Source organism: Vibrio sp. 10N.247.310.98 (assembly GCF_041467395.1).
Taxonomy (GTDB): domain Bacteria; phylum Pseudomonadota; class Gammaproteobacteria; order Enterobacterales; family Vibrionaceae; genus Vibrio; species Vibrio crassostreae_C.
Genome location: NZ_JBFSUL010000024.1, coordinates 55,737 through 70,750, shown reverse-complemented (window position 1 = coordinate 70,750; position 15,014 = coordinate 55,737). Strand labels below are relative to the sequence as shown.

Sequence of the window (15,014 nt, the reverse complement as noted above, 5' to 3'; positions counted from 1 at the left end):
AGAAATACGCGAAACGGGGTAGTTCTATCTTTAAATTTAATTACGCAACAAAGCCACGGTGATGGTGAAACAACCGCCGATTTAAAAGTCGATTTGGATAAAACCGGCGCTAACTCTCTTTATGTTTCCAAAGACAATGGTTTGTACGGTGACGAAGAATCAACACGCGTAAGCAGTAAGCAATCCAAAGGCTTGGGTAATGGCAGTGGTTTTCCTTTAAATAAATCACTAAGAGCTCTACTAACAAACCTTTGCCGAAATCCTCACTATGCAAGAGGGCAAACCATCAAAATCGTTACAGATGGTGGTAGAGCAGTTATTGAAGGAGTGCTGTCTGACTTCTTGGTACCAATATCTTCAGTAAGTCGCGAGCATATTGGTAAGGAGTTCATCTTCTGGGGAACGATTAACACCTTAAACGTCGATAAGAATGGAACGTTGTGGCTGAATTACGGCGACTATAGGAAGGAGCCAAGTGTCAGTCTTTCATTTTCACTAAAAGAACAGTTGTTGAAGAACTTCAAATTGACAGAAGTTTCAGAGTTGGATGGTTCCGACGTTATTATCGTTGGGCATGTAGGATTTTCTGCTAATGGCAAAGCGATTATTAGTACTGGTTTTACCAAGTACCTGTCGTTTAGAAAAGTTAAAGTTGTAAATATGGAACTAGAAGGGGCGTGATTGATCGCCCCATCAATTGTGCTCAGTTTGTCGAAATATTATAGAAGAGCTTCCGGAACGCTTGGTAAACCAAAAAATCCTGCAACTTTATTATACTTTTTTGCTAAATCACGGACTTTCCCAATGTTACTGCCCAACAGCTCCATTGTTTGCCCAATATTGCCTGTCTTATCTAAAGAATTTTCAAGAAAATCTTTAATACGAGCAAAGCTACCTAGATTCTGATTAGCTTCGTCTTCAGTTTCAATTTCTTCAACAATACCTAAAGCTTTTTCAACCTTGTCACATTCCCTAATGAAGCGTTTACGTTCATTGAGGTCTGTGATGTCATCTTGTGCATCATCTCTCAAGTCTTCTAATAGGTTTTCTGCACTACCTTTAAGGCCTTTTAACTCTACTTTGATGTTGACTTGTTGTGATTGCATGGCTGTTTGTGTTTGGTCTTGAGTATTACTATTGGTGTTTGTGTTATTAATGATGTTATCGCCCGTTTTTACATTCACATTCACAATCGTATCCTTCTTAATCCTATTCACAGCTCTATCTGTTTCTTCCCTTGATTCTATCCCACTCAGTAACGTAGCTACAGAGAAACTTTCACGAATAGTGCCATTGTAATATTCTGCAATGTTATCTAATTCATGACCGATTAATTCGCCGTAGCTTACTGTATGACCGTTACTGCGAGGTAATGGAATCAGTTCCTGAACACCGAGTCTTTCGGAATTGCTACCATTTAAGCTTCTGACACTTTGCCTAATGTGTGAAAAAAAATCTCTAGCTTGGTCACCAGTCACAACAATTTTTATAACTTTATCTACACTGTCTTCTTCAATAAGAGCTTGTACATTAAGTAATGAGTCGGAAAGCACTGCACCAGTTCGCCAACGACGATCCGCACTGATGTTGCTACTTAGCCTGACTAAAAGCTTAGGAAAGAGAGCCGGGGGTAACAAGTTTTCGTATTTAAAAATAAAGCGTATGGTGTTTAAGCCAAAATTGAGTTCCTTACTTTTTACCTCTGTTGGCAATAGATTAGGTACCAAGTAAGTCTTACTTTTTGCTGAGCCAACTGGGTGACAAAGCTCAAATTGCATCATTGATTCTACGATGAAACGAGCTTTTCCAGCGTATTTGCCAGGGTAAATATGATCGAGTTCTTCTTGTGCTTCAGGTAGCTTTATATAACCTTTGTTACTGGCTAGTAGGTCTGAGTTGATAATTGTATATATACCATCAGTGATCCAATGCGGGTTCAGTATGCCCATATCGAAGTCCGCGAGCTCCTCAAACGCAATGACTACGCTCAAATCATGTAGAAGATGACGTAAGGTTGTCTGAGCTTCTTTGTTATTAATTCCATGTTTACAGCAAATTTCTGTGAAAGCTGACAGTGGCAGGTGGTCTTGCTCATAAGAAAGAGCTTTGATTTCGTTCTTAACCTGAATCCAGTTACTTGCTAGCTTTACTTTCCGCATTGGAAGTTGTGCTACCTGTGCGTTTATTAGGTTACGTACCTTTTCAATACCTGTGCCATCCGCACATGAAACCCCTTCGACTTTTAGCAGATTTGGGAATTTTTCTTTGAGTTTGCCTTCCTGAAGGTTATTAACGTCGCACATGTCCAGTTTATTTCGAACAATGATCACTTTAGAATCACCGCCATAGGTTTGAACTTGTTGAAGCCAGTACTCAATTTTTTGGTCTTGTTGTAAGTCGTCCTTGCGGTCATTGATGACAAGGACGTAAACACAGCGACGTGATAAGAAAAGTTGGTGTGTCGCGTGCATGATTTGCTGGCCACCAAAATCCCATATGGTGGCTTCTACCGAGTATCGTTCATTAATAGGAACACAATATTTTTTGATGTTTATACCGTGTGTGATTTTCTCTTTAGAATTGAATTTTTCACCACTCAAGGCTTTCATTAGTGATGTCTTACCAACTTCCCCATTACCAAGGAAAACTATCTTCGCTTCATTTAATTCCTCGGTTTCACCGACCATTGACTCGAAATAAGGTTTGACCGCGTCAGCGCCACGCTCAACGATTTCCATCGGTGGGGAGATAAGTGGATTTCGTCCGAGTGATATTTTCCTATCTTCATCTTCATTTCTTCCTCTTAAGAGTTCTTTATGAAACTGGAATCTTTCTGCTATAGCGACAGGTACGTCAAGGATATTGTTACCCTGAACATTAACGTGATTTAAATGCTCCAATGAGATTAGCGGTTCTATATTGGTGATCTGATTGGAATTCGCATTAAGTCTTTTGAGATTTGTAAAACAGCGAATAAAAGATAGCTCTGAAACGTTTGTTCTTTGTAGGCCTAATGACGTGATATTTTCGTGCTTCCAGTTTGGCGCTAAATTAGTGTCTACGTCTTGTTCGTGTAAATCTAGGCTTACCAAATTTGGCAGGTATTCAAGTATAGAAAAGCTAAATACTTGTCTGCTTTTCCGAATGTGAAGCTGTTTTAATGTTGGTATATGATGCTCAATCATGATTGATGGAGAAGAGCTTAAATACAATGTTTCAAGACATTGAGTGTCTATATTCGTTAGTGAAAATGTTTTTCTTGAACTAAGATTTGACGAAAGGACTCTAAGCGATGGTCCTTTTGTTTGTGGGGTTGAAGTATCAACATCACCGATTAACAACGCAATGTTCGGACACATTTCGAGTTCATTTAAGTTGATTGGTTGGTTGAGTATGAGTGTATTTAAGTGCTTACATTCTAGACGGCTTAACTCGTCAACCTGAGAGGACTTAATATCTAGATCCTGTAGTGACACAAGACTATTTATAGAAGCTACGTTGATGATTTTATCTGAACCGGCTTCAAAAACAACTTTTTCAATCGTATTAACAGAGTCTGACAAGCCCAGAAGCACTGCGTTAAAATTTCTTTTGACGAATAGTTCTTGAAGCAAAGGGAATGGGTTGTGGCCAGATTCGGCTGGATTAGCAGGTGGCTCATTGAAAGCAGCTCTAATAGATATTAAGTTGTTAAATTTTCCTAAAAGGGTCCAGTTGTTAAACCAGCAACCAACGTGGATAAAGTGAGGTAGAAGGTTATTTTGCTCAAGCCAAAGTATATCTATGTCAGTAAACGCGTGATTTAAGGAATCATAGCTTTGGACAGAGATAAGCTTATTGTTGATAACGGCTATATTCGGGCTACCGTAATACTGAGTCTCTATTAAGTTTTCTATAGTGTTGAGTAATGAGAAATCGATATTATTATTGTGTTCAATTGAAAAATCAGAATCAAACTTATTAATAATAAACTTTTGCAAGAGCTCTAATGTGTTTTCGCTAAGCTCTGACATAAGTTAGTTAACTTTTCCATCACTTCTTCTCCATCACTAACGCCACTCTACCTACAATTCTCACATCTTCTGCTAGTGTTAGGGTCGAGCCGTTAAAGCTGATCGCTAGTTTCTTAACTGGTAGGCGCTGAATGTCGTTTAGAGACAACACCCCATCCATACCTACTGGGTACGTGCTGCTTACAGCTTGGCGAACTTCTTTGTCGACAATGAATGTAGTTCCATCGTGCTCGATGCTCATCATATACAAACCACGCTTAGATTGACTTAAAGGCTCGTTTCAAAGCCTATGAAATATTTAATGATATATAGAGTATCATTATGATCTCATATCAAGTAGCCCTAAAACCGTATTTCATGATTTGTAACAGTTACTTATGGCTTTGAGAACACTTACAAAATAGGTTAGTTGGTGTCACTGAATCAAGGTAGAGGATGTTGAATGAAGGCGGAGAGGTGTAGTTTGAGTTTAACTTGAGAGGGAAATAGAGAAAAGTGGCCCAGCAGATTGCTACTGGGCCTCATTGTCAGACTCTACTACTTCTACTTCGCATAATTCGAAGGAAACAGTGCTCGTTTCGCTTCTTCATCACGTTCGGTTTTAAATTCAACGTCTTTGCCGATTTCGCGAGCACGCAGTGCAGCAGGGCGAGTGTTGATGGCGTTAAACCAACGCTTTAAGTTCGGGTAAGGTTCTAGGCCTTCTTCACCAAGCACGAAAGGTGCTTTATCAATCCAACCCCATGCAGCGACATCGACAATGGTGTACTCATTTCCGACGATAAATTCACGACCTTCCATATGTTTCTCTAACACTTCGTAGTGACGTTGCGCTTCGCGTAGATAACGGTTTACCGCGTAATCTAAGCCTGCTGGCGCAGCATGACGGAAGTGTACTGATTGGCCAGAGTATGGACCAAGTCCGCTGGCGATAAACATCATCCAAGATAATAGTTCAGCTCTGTCTTCTGGCTGACCAGCTAGCTTGCCTGTTTTCTCAGATAGGTACAGCAGGATAGCGTTAGAGTCGAATACACGTTGTCCTTCGTCTTCAATCGCAGGCGTTTTGCCATTTGGATTGATCAAACGATATTCCGGTGAATGCTGCTCACCCTTTAAGGTATCGACAGGAACAAGTTCAAAATCTAGGCCTGTCTCTTCCAAAAACAGAGCGATCTTCATTGGGTTTGGTGTTTGGTGAAAATAGAACTTAAGCATGGGGTAACTCCTTGTATTGGTCATTTATTAAAGCACCACTTGAACGATCGTTCAATGATTGATTTTTGAATTTTCTGTGAATTGACGGATTTGATATCACACTCTGTGCTTTTTGAACTTGGTTGAGCAAACGTGAATGAGCGTCGACTTGTAGAGAGATAGCGTTTTAAGTTGCTGAAATTATGAACATAAAATGTACATTTAGGTTTGATATTGAGCTTCGAAACTTACGGATTTAGATAGAATAGGCAGGTGGGATTCGAAGTTAAATATTCCAAAGATATCAAGGGAGCTACGATAACTCGAAGCTATCTGGATATTTGAGCTTACTCTGGCGCATAAAATCGTGATCTGCAGCCACACCTTATGCAACAAATAAATATAAACCTTGGAGAGTAAGGCTTGGTTCACGGTTTTTTAATCTTGGCGGCTTACATTGGTGAGCAAATCTGATGTGAACACTTAACGACACAGGATCTTTCCATGAAAAAGAACATTATCGCCCTCGCTCTTGGTGGCATGCTCGCTTTTGGCGCAACACCTTACTCTTTTGCTGCTAACGATGGCGCTGTACAGGCTTCTGCGGATTACGCGCAGTTGGTGACTAAGCGACAAGTTGTCGACCAACTACTTCTTGATGCGTTGCAGGCGTTTAAGTCTCCGGCAAGAATTTCACACGCGGGCTTCACGGCTAAAATGCCAAGTAACATGGAAATTGTGACCAACCGATTGTTAGAAGCTTACCAGTTAGAACCTTACCGTACTGACTTGCTGATCTCGGCAGCGAACGCTCAGATCTACAACAAGAATGCAGAGCGCGCGATTGAGCTGTTTGAACAAGCACTGACGGTTGCGCCAGACGATGTCGACCTTCATGCGTATCTAGCGGTTTGGCAGCGATTTGAAGGCAATGAAAGTGAATCGAATAAGCACATGGAGAAGCTGGAAAGCCTGAATAAAGGTAAAGCAGAAGATATCAAACGTATTTTTGCAACGGTCGACCGCGTGTTAGAAACATCTCTTAAAGAGTCTGCGGATAAGGGATTGTTGAGCGACCACGGTGCCATTGTTACTTTGGGCTATGCGCTTAATCCAGATGGCTCTATGCATGAGATCTTGATTGAACGTCTTGAAACGACATTAGCAATGTCGAAAGCGAACCCAGACGCGATGATCGTGTTAACCGGCGGTGTACCTAAGAACCATAAGACAGAAGGCAAGTTAATGGCGGATTGGCTTATCTCAAAAGGGGTAAGCAAAGACCGCATCATTGAAGAGAACTACGCGACCAGCACGGTAGGTAATGCCTTGTTCAGTAGCTATGCGCTTGCTCGTCATGATATTAAGCATGCGACTATTATTAGCTCGGCAAGCCATGTTCGTCGTGGTCAAACTCTGTTTGAGATCGCGAGCTGGCAAACGGGCCCTCAGGGCATCACATTTGATACGGTTTCTTACCCAGATAAGCCGCTAGAAGATCTTAAGAAAGCGAGCAGTGGTGAGCTTCTAGGCATCTACCGTGACGCACTGAGAACGTATGGTATGTGGAGCTACCGCTCTTACCCATTAGAGTCTCGCTAAGCCCAAGCATTATTTGCGTTTGGGAAAAGCACAGTTCGTGTTAAACCAAAGCGTCACTTGCTAGTACAATCGAGCACAGCTAGATGGTATGCTGTGCTCCTATTTAATTTAGTGTTTCAAAGGCAAAAAAATGAACCCGATTTTAGCAATGTTGAAAGAGAACAATATCAGCGACGAGCAGATCAGCGAGATATTCAAGACGTTGACAGAGAACCCTCTTGCAGCAATGGCGACAATCAGCCAACTTGGTTTACCACAAGATAAGCTTCAAATGCTGATGGGTCAGGTAATGCAAAATCCTGCGCTAATCAAAGAAGCAGTTGAAGAGCTTGGCCTAGATTTTTCTAAGGTTGAAGCGGCTAAAGAGCAACTTCAAAAATAAGTGAATTTGAATGAGCTAATATCGAATTAGCTTAATCCACATTCAATAAAAAGGTCGTTTAAGTTCAGCAACAGGCTGTCTTAACGGCCTTTTTTGATCTTGGTGGCGATTTTTGATTTTGATTTGAGTGCTTTCAATCATCCTCTCTGACCCTATACATATCGACCATTCCAACACAATTGACAGCAACCTTGCCAAATACGTGCGACTACTGACAATTTACTTACTAGACTTAATTAACCTATGTGCGACCTGATATGTGCACCTTGATGAACAGAGTTTTTGGATGAAGAAATCCCTAAATAATAGGGCTAACCGATTTTGGCCATAAGCGCGGTTTATCTATGAGTCACATTAAGGAAAAGAATAAGAGGGCAACAAACTAAGCCCTTTATTGAGCAGTGATTTATAGGAAATGAGTTATGAAGTATTTAAAGGAAACCGCTTTAGCGAGCCTTGTGCTGGCTGGGCTTGTTGGTTGTGGCGGTGATTCAGGTTCATCAAGCAGCACGACACCCATTACCTTGAGCGTGAGTGATGCGCCCATTGATGATGTTAAAGACGTCACCGTGACATTCAGTAAGGTCGCTTTACTTCCTCAAGGGGGAGGTTCACCACTGATTTATGATGTGTATAAAACGGACGAAAACGGCGATTACGTTGATGAAAATGGCGATCCATTGCCAGATGGTGAGGATCCGATTCCATTAAGTGTGAATTTGTTGGATTACCAAGGTAGCGAGGCGCTTCCTTTGATTGAAAATGAGGTCATTCCGGTAGGCAGTTATAAGTTGTGTGTGTTCGCAAATGACGGCGATCATCCAACAGATCCATCTTACGTGATAGAAAACGATGATATGACTCGTGAGTTAACAGTGAAAGGTGAAGGCGCGTGCCCGCAAGGCGTGGGTAAAGAAGATAACGCTGGCGTACTTTACTTTAATAACTCATTTAATGTGAACCAACAAAGTAACGATTTTGTTGTCGAGTTCGATCTTCGACGTGGCCTAAAGAACAGTTCGACTTTCCCTGATTACACTATTCAAAGAACGTCTGTAAGCCTTATCAATACGGTTGAGACAGGAAGCATTGAAGGCACTGTTGCTCTTTCTACCTATGACACTTGTAACGGTGGTGACAATACATTCGTTCAGTCGGTGTACTTGTATGAAGGTAATGTTGAACAAGCTGACATGGCTCCGATTGGCGGCAATGATGAAGTGAAACCGATCACTTCAGCGTCAGTGGCAATGAATGAAGCACAGACTAACTATGAGTTCTCTCTGGGCTTCATTGACCCAGGTACTTACTCATTGGGTTATACCTGTACTGCGCAGCATGACAGTGATGAAGATAATGCAGATCCGGTTGCTGATGGCTTTGAAATCTATGATGTTCAAAATAGTGTTCAGGTAGTGGTTGGTCAGGATAACCAAATATCGTTTTAAATCTTTGACGTGATTTAGCATTCGAATCAAAACGGCCTCTTATTTGGAGGCCGTTTTTGATCATGTCACCTAGCTAGCATGAATTTGATGCGCATTGAGTGTGACTCTAGGGAAGTGATAATGTAACTTTGTATCTCTTACTCTAACTTAGCGAAATGTACTCTGACGTTGATTATGAAATCTAGCTTAAGCATTCGATCTTACACCAAGCAATTTAATACCCATGCTCATGATGACCATCATCAATTGGTATTGCCGATCCAAGGCAGTATCAATATCGAGATGGCGGGGTATGTCGGCAAAGTGGCCGTGGGCGAATGTGTGGTGATTCCAGTAACCACCGCGCATGCGTTTAAGGCGGATGAAGCAGCGCGGTTTATTGTCGCGGATATGGCGGAGTTGCCGCAGCACTTGTTAGAGCATGAGCTCTCGGTTTTCACGATAACGCCACCTTTGATGAGCTTCTTGCTGTTTGTTGAGAAGCAGCTGGAATATCAGGTCGATAGCGGTATTGAGTCATCAATCGTGGAGGTGTTCTCACTGCTGTTAGAGCAACAACAAGTGAGCAAGAGCATCGACCCTCGAATCCGGGCGGTACAAAGGCTGATCGCGGATAACTACACGCAACCGTTATCCATTTCACAACTTGCAGAAACGGCCTGTTTGAGTCCCACTCAATTTAAAAAACGCTTCAAAGAGTGCCTGGGCATCAGTGCGCTTAAATACATCACTCGCTATCGTATGGAGAAAGCCCAAGCCTTGTTAACTCATACCGATTTACCGGTTCAATTGATTGCTGAAAATGTGGGCTATAGTGATGTTTCTGCTTTCAGTCGTCGCTTCTCTCAGCACTTTGGAATGTCTCCAAGGGCGTTTCTAGGCTCAATGAAAGACAGTCTTTAGAAACAACAATAGCGTCCTTTCGGCAAACTAACTTTTATCAATCTTCACTATTATCTATTTCAGAACTGAAAATTGGGTAATAGAAATGAATCTTGCCATCAATCGCGTTAACGAATTCCAAACGGGCACTTTAGCCATCTTGTTTGCTTCTATTTTATGGGGCACGACAGGCACCGCCGCAAGTTTCGCTCCTGATCTAAGCCCATTAGCAATTGGTGCTTTTTCTATGGGCGTCGGTGGCCTAATGCAAGCGGGCTTGGCGTATCGAAAAATCCTATTCGCTTTCGACAAACTTTTGCAGAACAAGAGGCTGTTGGCAGTGAGCGCGTTGGCTTTGGCGGTCTATCCTTTAGCTTTCTATTCTTCAATGAAATTATCAGGCGTGGCGATTGGTACCGTGGTTTCGATTGCAACCGCACCTTTCTTTTCGGCATTGTTAGAGTGTCTGATTAGCAAAAAGAATAATATCAACAAACGTTGGCTCACTAGCTTTGCGATTGGTGTGGTGGGTATTGGGTTGTTGGTGTTTTCAGAATCTTCATCTACGAATGAGTCAGGTGATGATCTCAAGCTGTTGGGTATTGCTTTAGGTTTGCTCGCTGGGTTGTGTTACGCCATTTATTCTTGGGCGACAAAAGCACTGATAGACAAGGACATTGAGTCTCAAGCGGCGATGGGCAGTATTTTTGGCCTTGGTGCGATGCTGTTGCTGCCAACGCTCTGGTTTACGGGGGATAACTTGTTCGCATCGAATACCAATATATTGGTGGTGAGTTATTTGACGTTAATTCCACAATGCTTGGGCTATATCGCGTTCAGTTTTGGTTTACGCCACGTGACCGCGAGCAGTGCCAATCTGCTGACTCTGTTTGAACCAGTAGTCGCAGCGGTGCTTGCCGTCTGCGTTGTCGGTGAGCTGATTCCTTTTATAGGTTGGTTAGGTATGTTTCTGATTGTGCTGTGCTTGTTGATACAGTCGAAGCCATCTAAAGGAACGCTATAAGTATTTGTTTTGTTGTGCCTAATTGAAATTTATTCATGCGTAATTCTTATAATTGAATAAAATCAGTACCTCAGTTGTGAGAGTGCTGTTACTATCGCTATCAATAGTCGGGGGGCATATACCTTATTTGGTGTTTGCTGAGATCGTTAATCGAGACCCGTTGAACCTGATTCAGTTAACACTGGCGTAGGGAACTATAAGCACTCGATCTACGTCTGCACACATGAAAACTTTCATGAGCCTAATGCGACTTCTCCTTCGATCAGTGTTCGTTCTCCTACGTCTTGTAAGATAGTAGGAGCGACAATGACACACAGTTCTATTTCAAAAGATTTAACGCCAAAAGCCTCAGCTTCACAGCACTCTGCTGATGATTCGATTCGAACGAACACTCCGATTGTATTGACGATCGCAGGCTCAGACAGTGGTGGCGGTGCCGGTATTCAAGCTGATATTAAAGCCATGTCTGCTACAGGTAGTTTTGCTTGTTCGGTAATTACCGCGATCACTTCCCAGAACACGCAAGGCGTTTCCGCCATTTTTCCTATTCCACTCGACCATGTCGCTAGCCAGTTAGATGCGGTTTTCACTGATCTGAATATCGTAGCTGTGAAAGTCGGCATGTTGGCCGATTCGCAAATCATCAAAGTCGTCGCGGACAAAATCAAACAATACCAACCTAAACACTTAGTGATTGACCCTGTGATGGTCGCGACAAGTGGTGATCTGCTGTTAGAAAACTCGGCTATCACCACGCTAAAGCAAGAGCTGATTCCACTCGCAGACATCATTACGCCTAACTTGCCAGAAGGCGCCGCGCTAACAGGCAAGCCGGTACCTGGAAGCGAAGCTGAAATGCAGGGCATGATTGAAGATTTACGCGCACTAGGTGCTAAAGCCGTTCTTCTCAAAGGCGGTCATTTAGAGAAAGATGAAAACAGTAACGATCTACTGATTCTCCCTACGACGTCTGCCTTGATTAGCGCGAAGCGTTTCCCGACTAAAAACACCCACGGCACGGGCTGTACGCTTTCATCTGCCATTGCTTCTTTCTTGGCTCAGGGCAACACGCTGGCAGAAGCTGTTGACCTAGGCAAACAATACATTTCTCGCGCGATTGCTCATGCTGATGAGTTGCAAGTTGGTCAAGGTCATGGCCCGGTAAATCACTTCTTCGCTGGACACGGTAATGTCCGTTAATACGGTTGGCGTTCAACTCAGCAACGCGACGTTACGTTACCGAGACAGCGAGTACGCGACCTTGTCTGGGTTGTCGCTTAGCTTAAACGCAGGTAAGTGGACGGTATTGCTGGGTCGAAGTGGTTGCGGAAAAACCACGGTATTGCGTTATCTGGCAGGCTTGCTGGACGATAAGGTGGAGTGGCAGGGCACATTGGCAACGTCCGATGAATTGCCTTTAACGGATCGCATCGCTTACATGGCGCAGCAGGATTTGTTACTGCCGTGGCTATCGGTCATCGACAATGTTTGCCTGAGTCATCGCTTTCAAAATCTAGCTTCTGATAAAGCACTACAAACCAATCAAGCACTCGAGTTGCTCGCTGCGGTTGGTTTGGCTGATTATGCGAATGCGATGCCGGATCAGTTGTCTGGTGGTATGCGTCAACGTGTCGCTTTGGCTCGAACTTTAATGCAAGACAAGCCAGTGGTGCTGATGGATGAGCCGTTCTCTGCGCTGGATGCGGTAACGAGACACAAACTACAGAGCTTAGCGTGTGAGCTGTTGAGAGATAAAACCGTTGTGTTGATCACCCATGACCCACAAGAAGCGGTGCGTTTGGCGGACAATTTGTATGTGTTGCAAGGCACACCGGCGAACGCTCAGTCTTTATCTGTGCCTCTCACTGCCACACCAAGAGTGTTAGATGGTGAATGTGCTGAGTTACAACAAGCGATCTTAGATCAGTTGGAGCGTGATTATGAATGATCTAACGCGAAGCGAAACTGTGGCTCATTCAACTAACGCACAGACTACCACTGCACGCCCTCGTCAGATGAATCCTGTTGTTCGTTTGCTTATCAGCAGTGCTGTGATTCTCGGTTTATGGCAGTTAGTTGTGGTTGTCTTCGAGATGCCGAGCTTCATTTTGCCAGCGCCTGCAGAAGTCTTTTTAAAGCTGATTGAACGTTACGATGTGTTACTCAAACACACATGGGTGACTGCGCAAGAGGTCCTACTTGGCTTGTTACTCGGATTGTCTATGGGGCTATTTTTCGCTCTGCAGATGTTGATGTTTGATCCGTTAAAACGTTGGTTATTGCCTATCTTAATTGCCAGCCAAGCTATCCCTGTATTTGCGATCGCGCCAGTATTGATGCTGTGGCTTGGTTATGGCATCGCCTCAAAAGTGGTGATGGCGGCGATCATTATCTTCTTCCCTGTAACTACCTGTTGCTACGACGGCCTGCGAAATACTCCGACGGGCTATCTTGATCTTGCTAAGACCATGGGTGCATCGAAATGGCAATTGTTGCGTTATATCCAACTGCCTGCTGCGCTGCCAACTTTGGCGTCTGGCATTCGTGTCGCTGTGGTGATTGCTCCAATTGGCGCAGTCGTCGGGGAGTGGGTTGGTTCGAGTGAAGGGCTGGGTTACCTAATGCTGCAAGCCAACGCACGCATGATCATTGATGAGATGTTTGCTGCCTTGTTCATCTTGGCGGTGCTGTCTATCTCGCTCTACTTCGTTACAGATAAATTACTCAAAAAAGCTATCCCTTGGGAAAACCAATGATGGCTTCGCTCAACATAAGAATAATATTCAAAAGGAAAGGTTAACCGTGAAAAATACAAAATTGATAGGTGCAGTGGCACTGCTTGCTTCATTGGTTTCAGGTCATGCTCTAGCGGACTCTGAACAGAAGAAACTGACGCTGATGTTGGATTGGTTTGTGAACCCGAACCACGGCCCAATTGTGATTGCTCAAGAGCGTGGCTATTTTGCTGACCAAGGCCTAGAGGTTGAAATCCAAGAACCAGCTGACCCAAGCACGCCAGCAAAATTGGTTGCGGCAGGTAAGGTCGATTTAGCGGTAACTTACCAACCAAGTTTAACCATGGATGTAGCGGCGGGTCTTCCTTTGGTTCGTGCATCAACCCTTATCGCGACGCCACTAAACACACTAATGGTACTGGATAACGGCAAGAACGATTCGCTAGCGGACCTGAAAGGCAAGAAGATCGGTATTGCGATCGCAGGAAACGAAGAAGCGACTATCGGCACTATGTTAGCGCAAGAAAATGTTGCGTTTACAGACGTGCAAACCATCAATGTCGGTTGGGCACTGTCGTCTTCATTGGCATCAGGCAAGGTAGATGCAATCTGGGGTGGCTTACGTAATTTTGAAACTAACCAGCTAGCCCTTGAGGGCTTTAAAGCAAAAGCGTTTTTCCCAGAAGAGCACGGTGTGCCAGCTTACGATGAGCTTATCTTTGTTGCGAACGCAAAGCAGCGCGACGATGAAGCGATCAAAGCGTTCAACAAAGCATTGGAACAAGCAACAACTTACATCGTGAACCACCCACAAGAGTCATGGAGCGAGTTTGTCGCGTATTCACCATATACGTTGAACAATGAACTTAACCAACGCGCATGGAACGACACGCTGACTCGTTTTGCACTTCGTCCTTCTGCTGTAGACCTAAAGCGTTACGACGATTATGCACAGTTCATGTTCGACAAAGGCATTATCAAATCACTACCAAAAGCCGCTGACTACGTACCGACTTTTGACTAAGGAATCTCATGAAATACCAAGACTTAATCCAAGCCTGTCAACAAGATTGGCAAGACTACACTGAGCATGATTTTGTTAAAACGCTGGCAAACGGCACACTCGCTCAGCCGTGTTTCCTGCATTATTTGAAACAAGATTTTCTGTTCTTGAAGCAATATGCTCGCGCTTATGCGTTGGCAATTTACAAGGCTAAAACCTTGGCTGATATGCGTCGTGCACTGCCAAGTGTTCATGCGTTGCTAGATTCTGAAATCTCTCACCATGTGACTTACTGTGGTCAGTGGGGTTTAACCGAATCGGATTTAGAAAACGAACCTGAAGATTTCGGCACTGTTGCCTACACGCGCTACGTTCTAGATACGGGTATGACGGGTGATCTTGTCGACTTATATGCGGCACTGGCTCCGTGTTCAATCGGTTATGCCGTGATTGGTAAAGCGCTGTTAGAAAGCAGTGATACTGTATTAGAAGGCAACTCGTACGCAAGCTGGCTGCAACTATACGGCGGAGAAGAGTTCCAATCTGGCGTGGCAACGGGCGCGGAATACTTCAACCAGCTGCTTGCTGAAATTGATATCAACAGCGAGCGCGGTCAGAACATCGTTCATATCTTCAAAACGGCAACGCGTATGGAAGTGGCTTTTTGGCAGCAAGGGCTGAACGCTCTTGATGATTCAACAGCGGCTTAAAAGCGACTTTCACGAATA

The 15,014-nt window shown here is 43.7% G+C and carries 12 protein-coding genes, 2 pseudogenes and 1 riboswitch; of the genes and pseudogenes, 11 read left to right on the top strand and 3 right to left on the bottom strand.

Annotated features, from left to right (window positions below; genetic code table 11):
* Positions 1-681, top strand: a 681-nt coding sequence (locus AB6E78_RS11820; protein WP_372133628.1) for a hypothetical protein, incomplete at its 5' end; no start/stop codon positions are given.
* A 38-nt stretch (positions 682-719) separates the two neighbouring features.
* On the opposite strand, the gene AB6E78_RS11815 is transcribed toward AB6E78_RS11820, so the two are convergent.
* The 3 genes and pseudogenes from AB6E78_RS11815 to AB6E78_RS11805 form a co-directional block, all read right to left on the bottom strand.
* Entirely contained in the window at positions 720-4,013 is a 3,294-nt protein-coding gene (locus AB6E78_RS11815) for a COR domain-containing protein (protein ID WP_372133626.1), read from the bottom strand.
* 19 nt (positions 4,014-4,032) lie between these two features.
* Positions 4,033-4,263, bottom strand: a pseudogene (locus AB6E78_RS11810) (transcriptional regulator); the annotation flags it as partial.
* A gap of 293 nt (positions 4,264-4,556) precedes the next feature.
* Positions 4,557-5,231, bottom strand: coding sequence for a glutathione S-transferase family protein (locus AB6E78_RS11805; protein ID WP_372133624.1), 675 nt, complete (start codon positions 5,229-5,231; stop codon positions 4,557-4,559).
* 483 nt (positions 5,232-5,714) lie between these two features.
* On the opposite strand from AB6E78_RS11805, the gene AB6E78_RS11800 reads away from it, so the two are divergent.
* The 10 genes and pseudogenes from AB6E78_RS11800 to tenA all read left to right on the top strand — a co-directional run bounded on the left by AB6E78_RS11800 (position 5,715) and on the right by tenA (position 14,996).
* Positions 5,715-6,812, top strand: a complete 1,098-nt coding sequence (locus AB6E78_RS11800; RefSeq protein ID WP_372133622.1) for an ElyC/SanA/YdcF family protein — start codon at positions 5,715-5,717, stop codon at positions 6,810-6,812.
* A gap of 130 nt (positions 6,813-6,942) precedes the next feature.
* Positions 6,943-7,194: a DUF2999 family protein gene (locus AB6E78_RS11795; protein ID WP_009844829.1), complete on the top strand. Its 252-nt coding sequence runs from the start codon at positions 6,943-6,945 to the stop codon at positions 7,192-7,194.
* A gap of 422 nt (positions 7,195-7,616) precedes the next feature.
* Complete coding sequence (locus AB6E78_RS11790; protein WP_372133620.1) at positions 7,617-8,642, top strand: DUF4382 domain-containing protein; 1,026 nt, start codon at positions 7,617-7,619, stop codon at positions 8,640-8,642.
* Positions 8,643-8,816: 174 nt separating this feature from the next.
* Positions 8,817-9,545, top strand: a complete 729-nt coding sequence (locus AB6E78_RS11785; protein WP_372133618.1) for a helix-turn-helix domain-containing protein — start codon at positions 8,817-8,819, stop codon at positions 9,543-9,545.
* A gap of 85 nt (positions 9,546-9,630) precedes the next feature.
* Positions 9,631-10,548 (top strand): DMT family transporter, encoded by a 918-nt coding sequence (locus AB6E78_RS11780; protein ID WP_372133616.1) that lies wholly within the window; start codon positions 9,631-9,633, stop codon positions 10,546-10,548.
* Between the two features lie 98 nt (positions 10,549-10,646).
* Positions 10,647-10,758: riboswitch (TPP riboswitch) on the top strand.
* Positions 10,759-10,854: 96 nt separating this feature from the next.
* Entirely contained in the window at positions 10,855-11,748 is an 894-nt protein-coding gene (thiD, locus tag AB6E78_RS11775; RefSeq protein ID WP_372133614.1) for a bifunctional hydroxymethylpyrimidine kinase/phosphomethylpyrimidine kinase, read from the top strand.
* Positions 11,738-12,496, top strand: a complete 759-nt coding sequence (locus tag AB6E78_RS11770) for an ABC transporter ATP-binding protein (RefSeq protein ID WP_372133612.1) — start codon at positions 11,738-11,740, stop codon at positions 12,494-12,496. Before thiD ends, AB6E78_RS11770 begins: the two co-directional genes overlap by 11 nt.
* Positions 12,497-12,569: 73 nt before the next feature.
* Positions 12,570-13,304: pseudogene (locus AB6E78_RS11765) on the top strand (ABC transporter permease); the annotation flags it as partial.
* A gap of 46 nt (positions 13,305-13,350) precedes the next feature.
* Positions 13,351-14,307 (top strand): ABC transporter substrate-binding protein, encoded by a 957-nt coding sequence (locus AB6E78_RS11760; RefSeq protein ID WP_372133610.1) that lies wholly within the window; start codon positions 13,351-13,353, stop codon positions 14,305-14,307.
* An 8-nt stretch (positions 14,308-14,315) separates the two neighbouring features.
* Positions 14,316-14,996 carry a thiaminase II gene (gene tenA, locus AB6E78_RS11755; protein ID WP_372133608.1) on the top strand — a complete coding sequence of 227 codons (681 nt, stop codon included), beginning with the start codon at positions 14,316-14,318 and terminating at the stop codon, positions 14,994-14,996.
* Positions 14,997-15,014 lie beyond the last annotated feature (18 nt).

Coding starts and splice junctions, on each gene's coding strand:
- tenA (WP_372133608.1), top strand. CDS start 14,316: ATGAAATACCAAGACTTAATCCAAGCCTGTCAACAAGATTGGCAAGAC.
- AB6E78_RS11800 (WP_372133622.1), top strand. CDS start 5,715: ATGAAAAAGAACATTATCGCCCTCGCTCTTGGTGGCATGCTCGCTTTT.
- AB6E78_RS11780 (WP_372133616.1), top strand. CDS start 9,631: ATGAATCTTGCCATCAATCGCGTTAACGAATTCCAAACGGGCACTTTA.
- AB6E78_RS11785 (WP_372133618.1), top strand. CDS start 8,817: ATGAAATCTAGCTTAAGCATTCGATCTTACACCAAGCAATTTAATACC.
- thiD (WP_372133614.1), top strand. CDS start 10,855: ATGACACACAGTTCTATTTCAAAAGATTTAACGCCAAAAGCCTCAGCT.
- AB6E78_RS11795 (WP_009844829.1), top strand. CDS start 6,943: ATGAACCCGATTTTAGCAATGTTGAAAGAGAACAATATCAGCGACGAG.
- AB6E78_RS11815 (WP_372133626.1), bottom strand. CDS start 4,013: ATGTCAGAGCTTAGCGAAAACACATTAGAGCTCTTGCAAAAGTTTATT.
- AB6E78_RS11790 (WP_372133620.1), top strand. CDS start 7,617: ATGAAGTATTTAAAGGAAACCGCTTTAGCGAGCCTTGTGCTGGCTGGG.
- AB6E78_RS11805 (WP_372133624.1), bottom strand. CDS start 5,231: ATGCTTAAGTTCTATTTTCACCAAACACCAAACCCAATGAAGATCGCT.
- AB6E78_RS11770 (WP_372133612.1), top strand. CDS start 11,738: ATGTCCGTTAATACGGTTGGCGTTCAACTCAGCAACGCGACGTTACGT.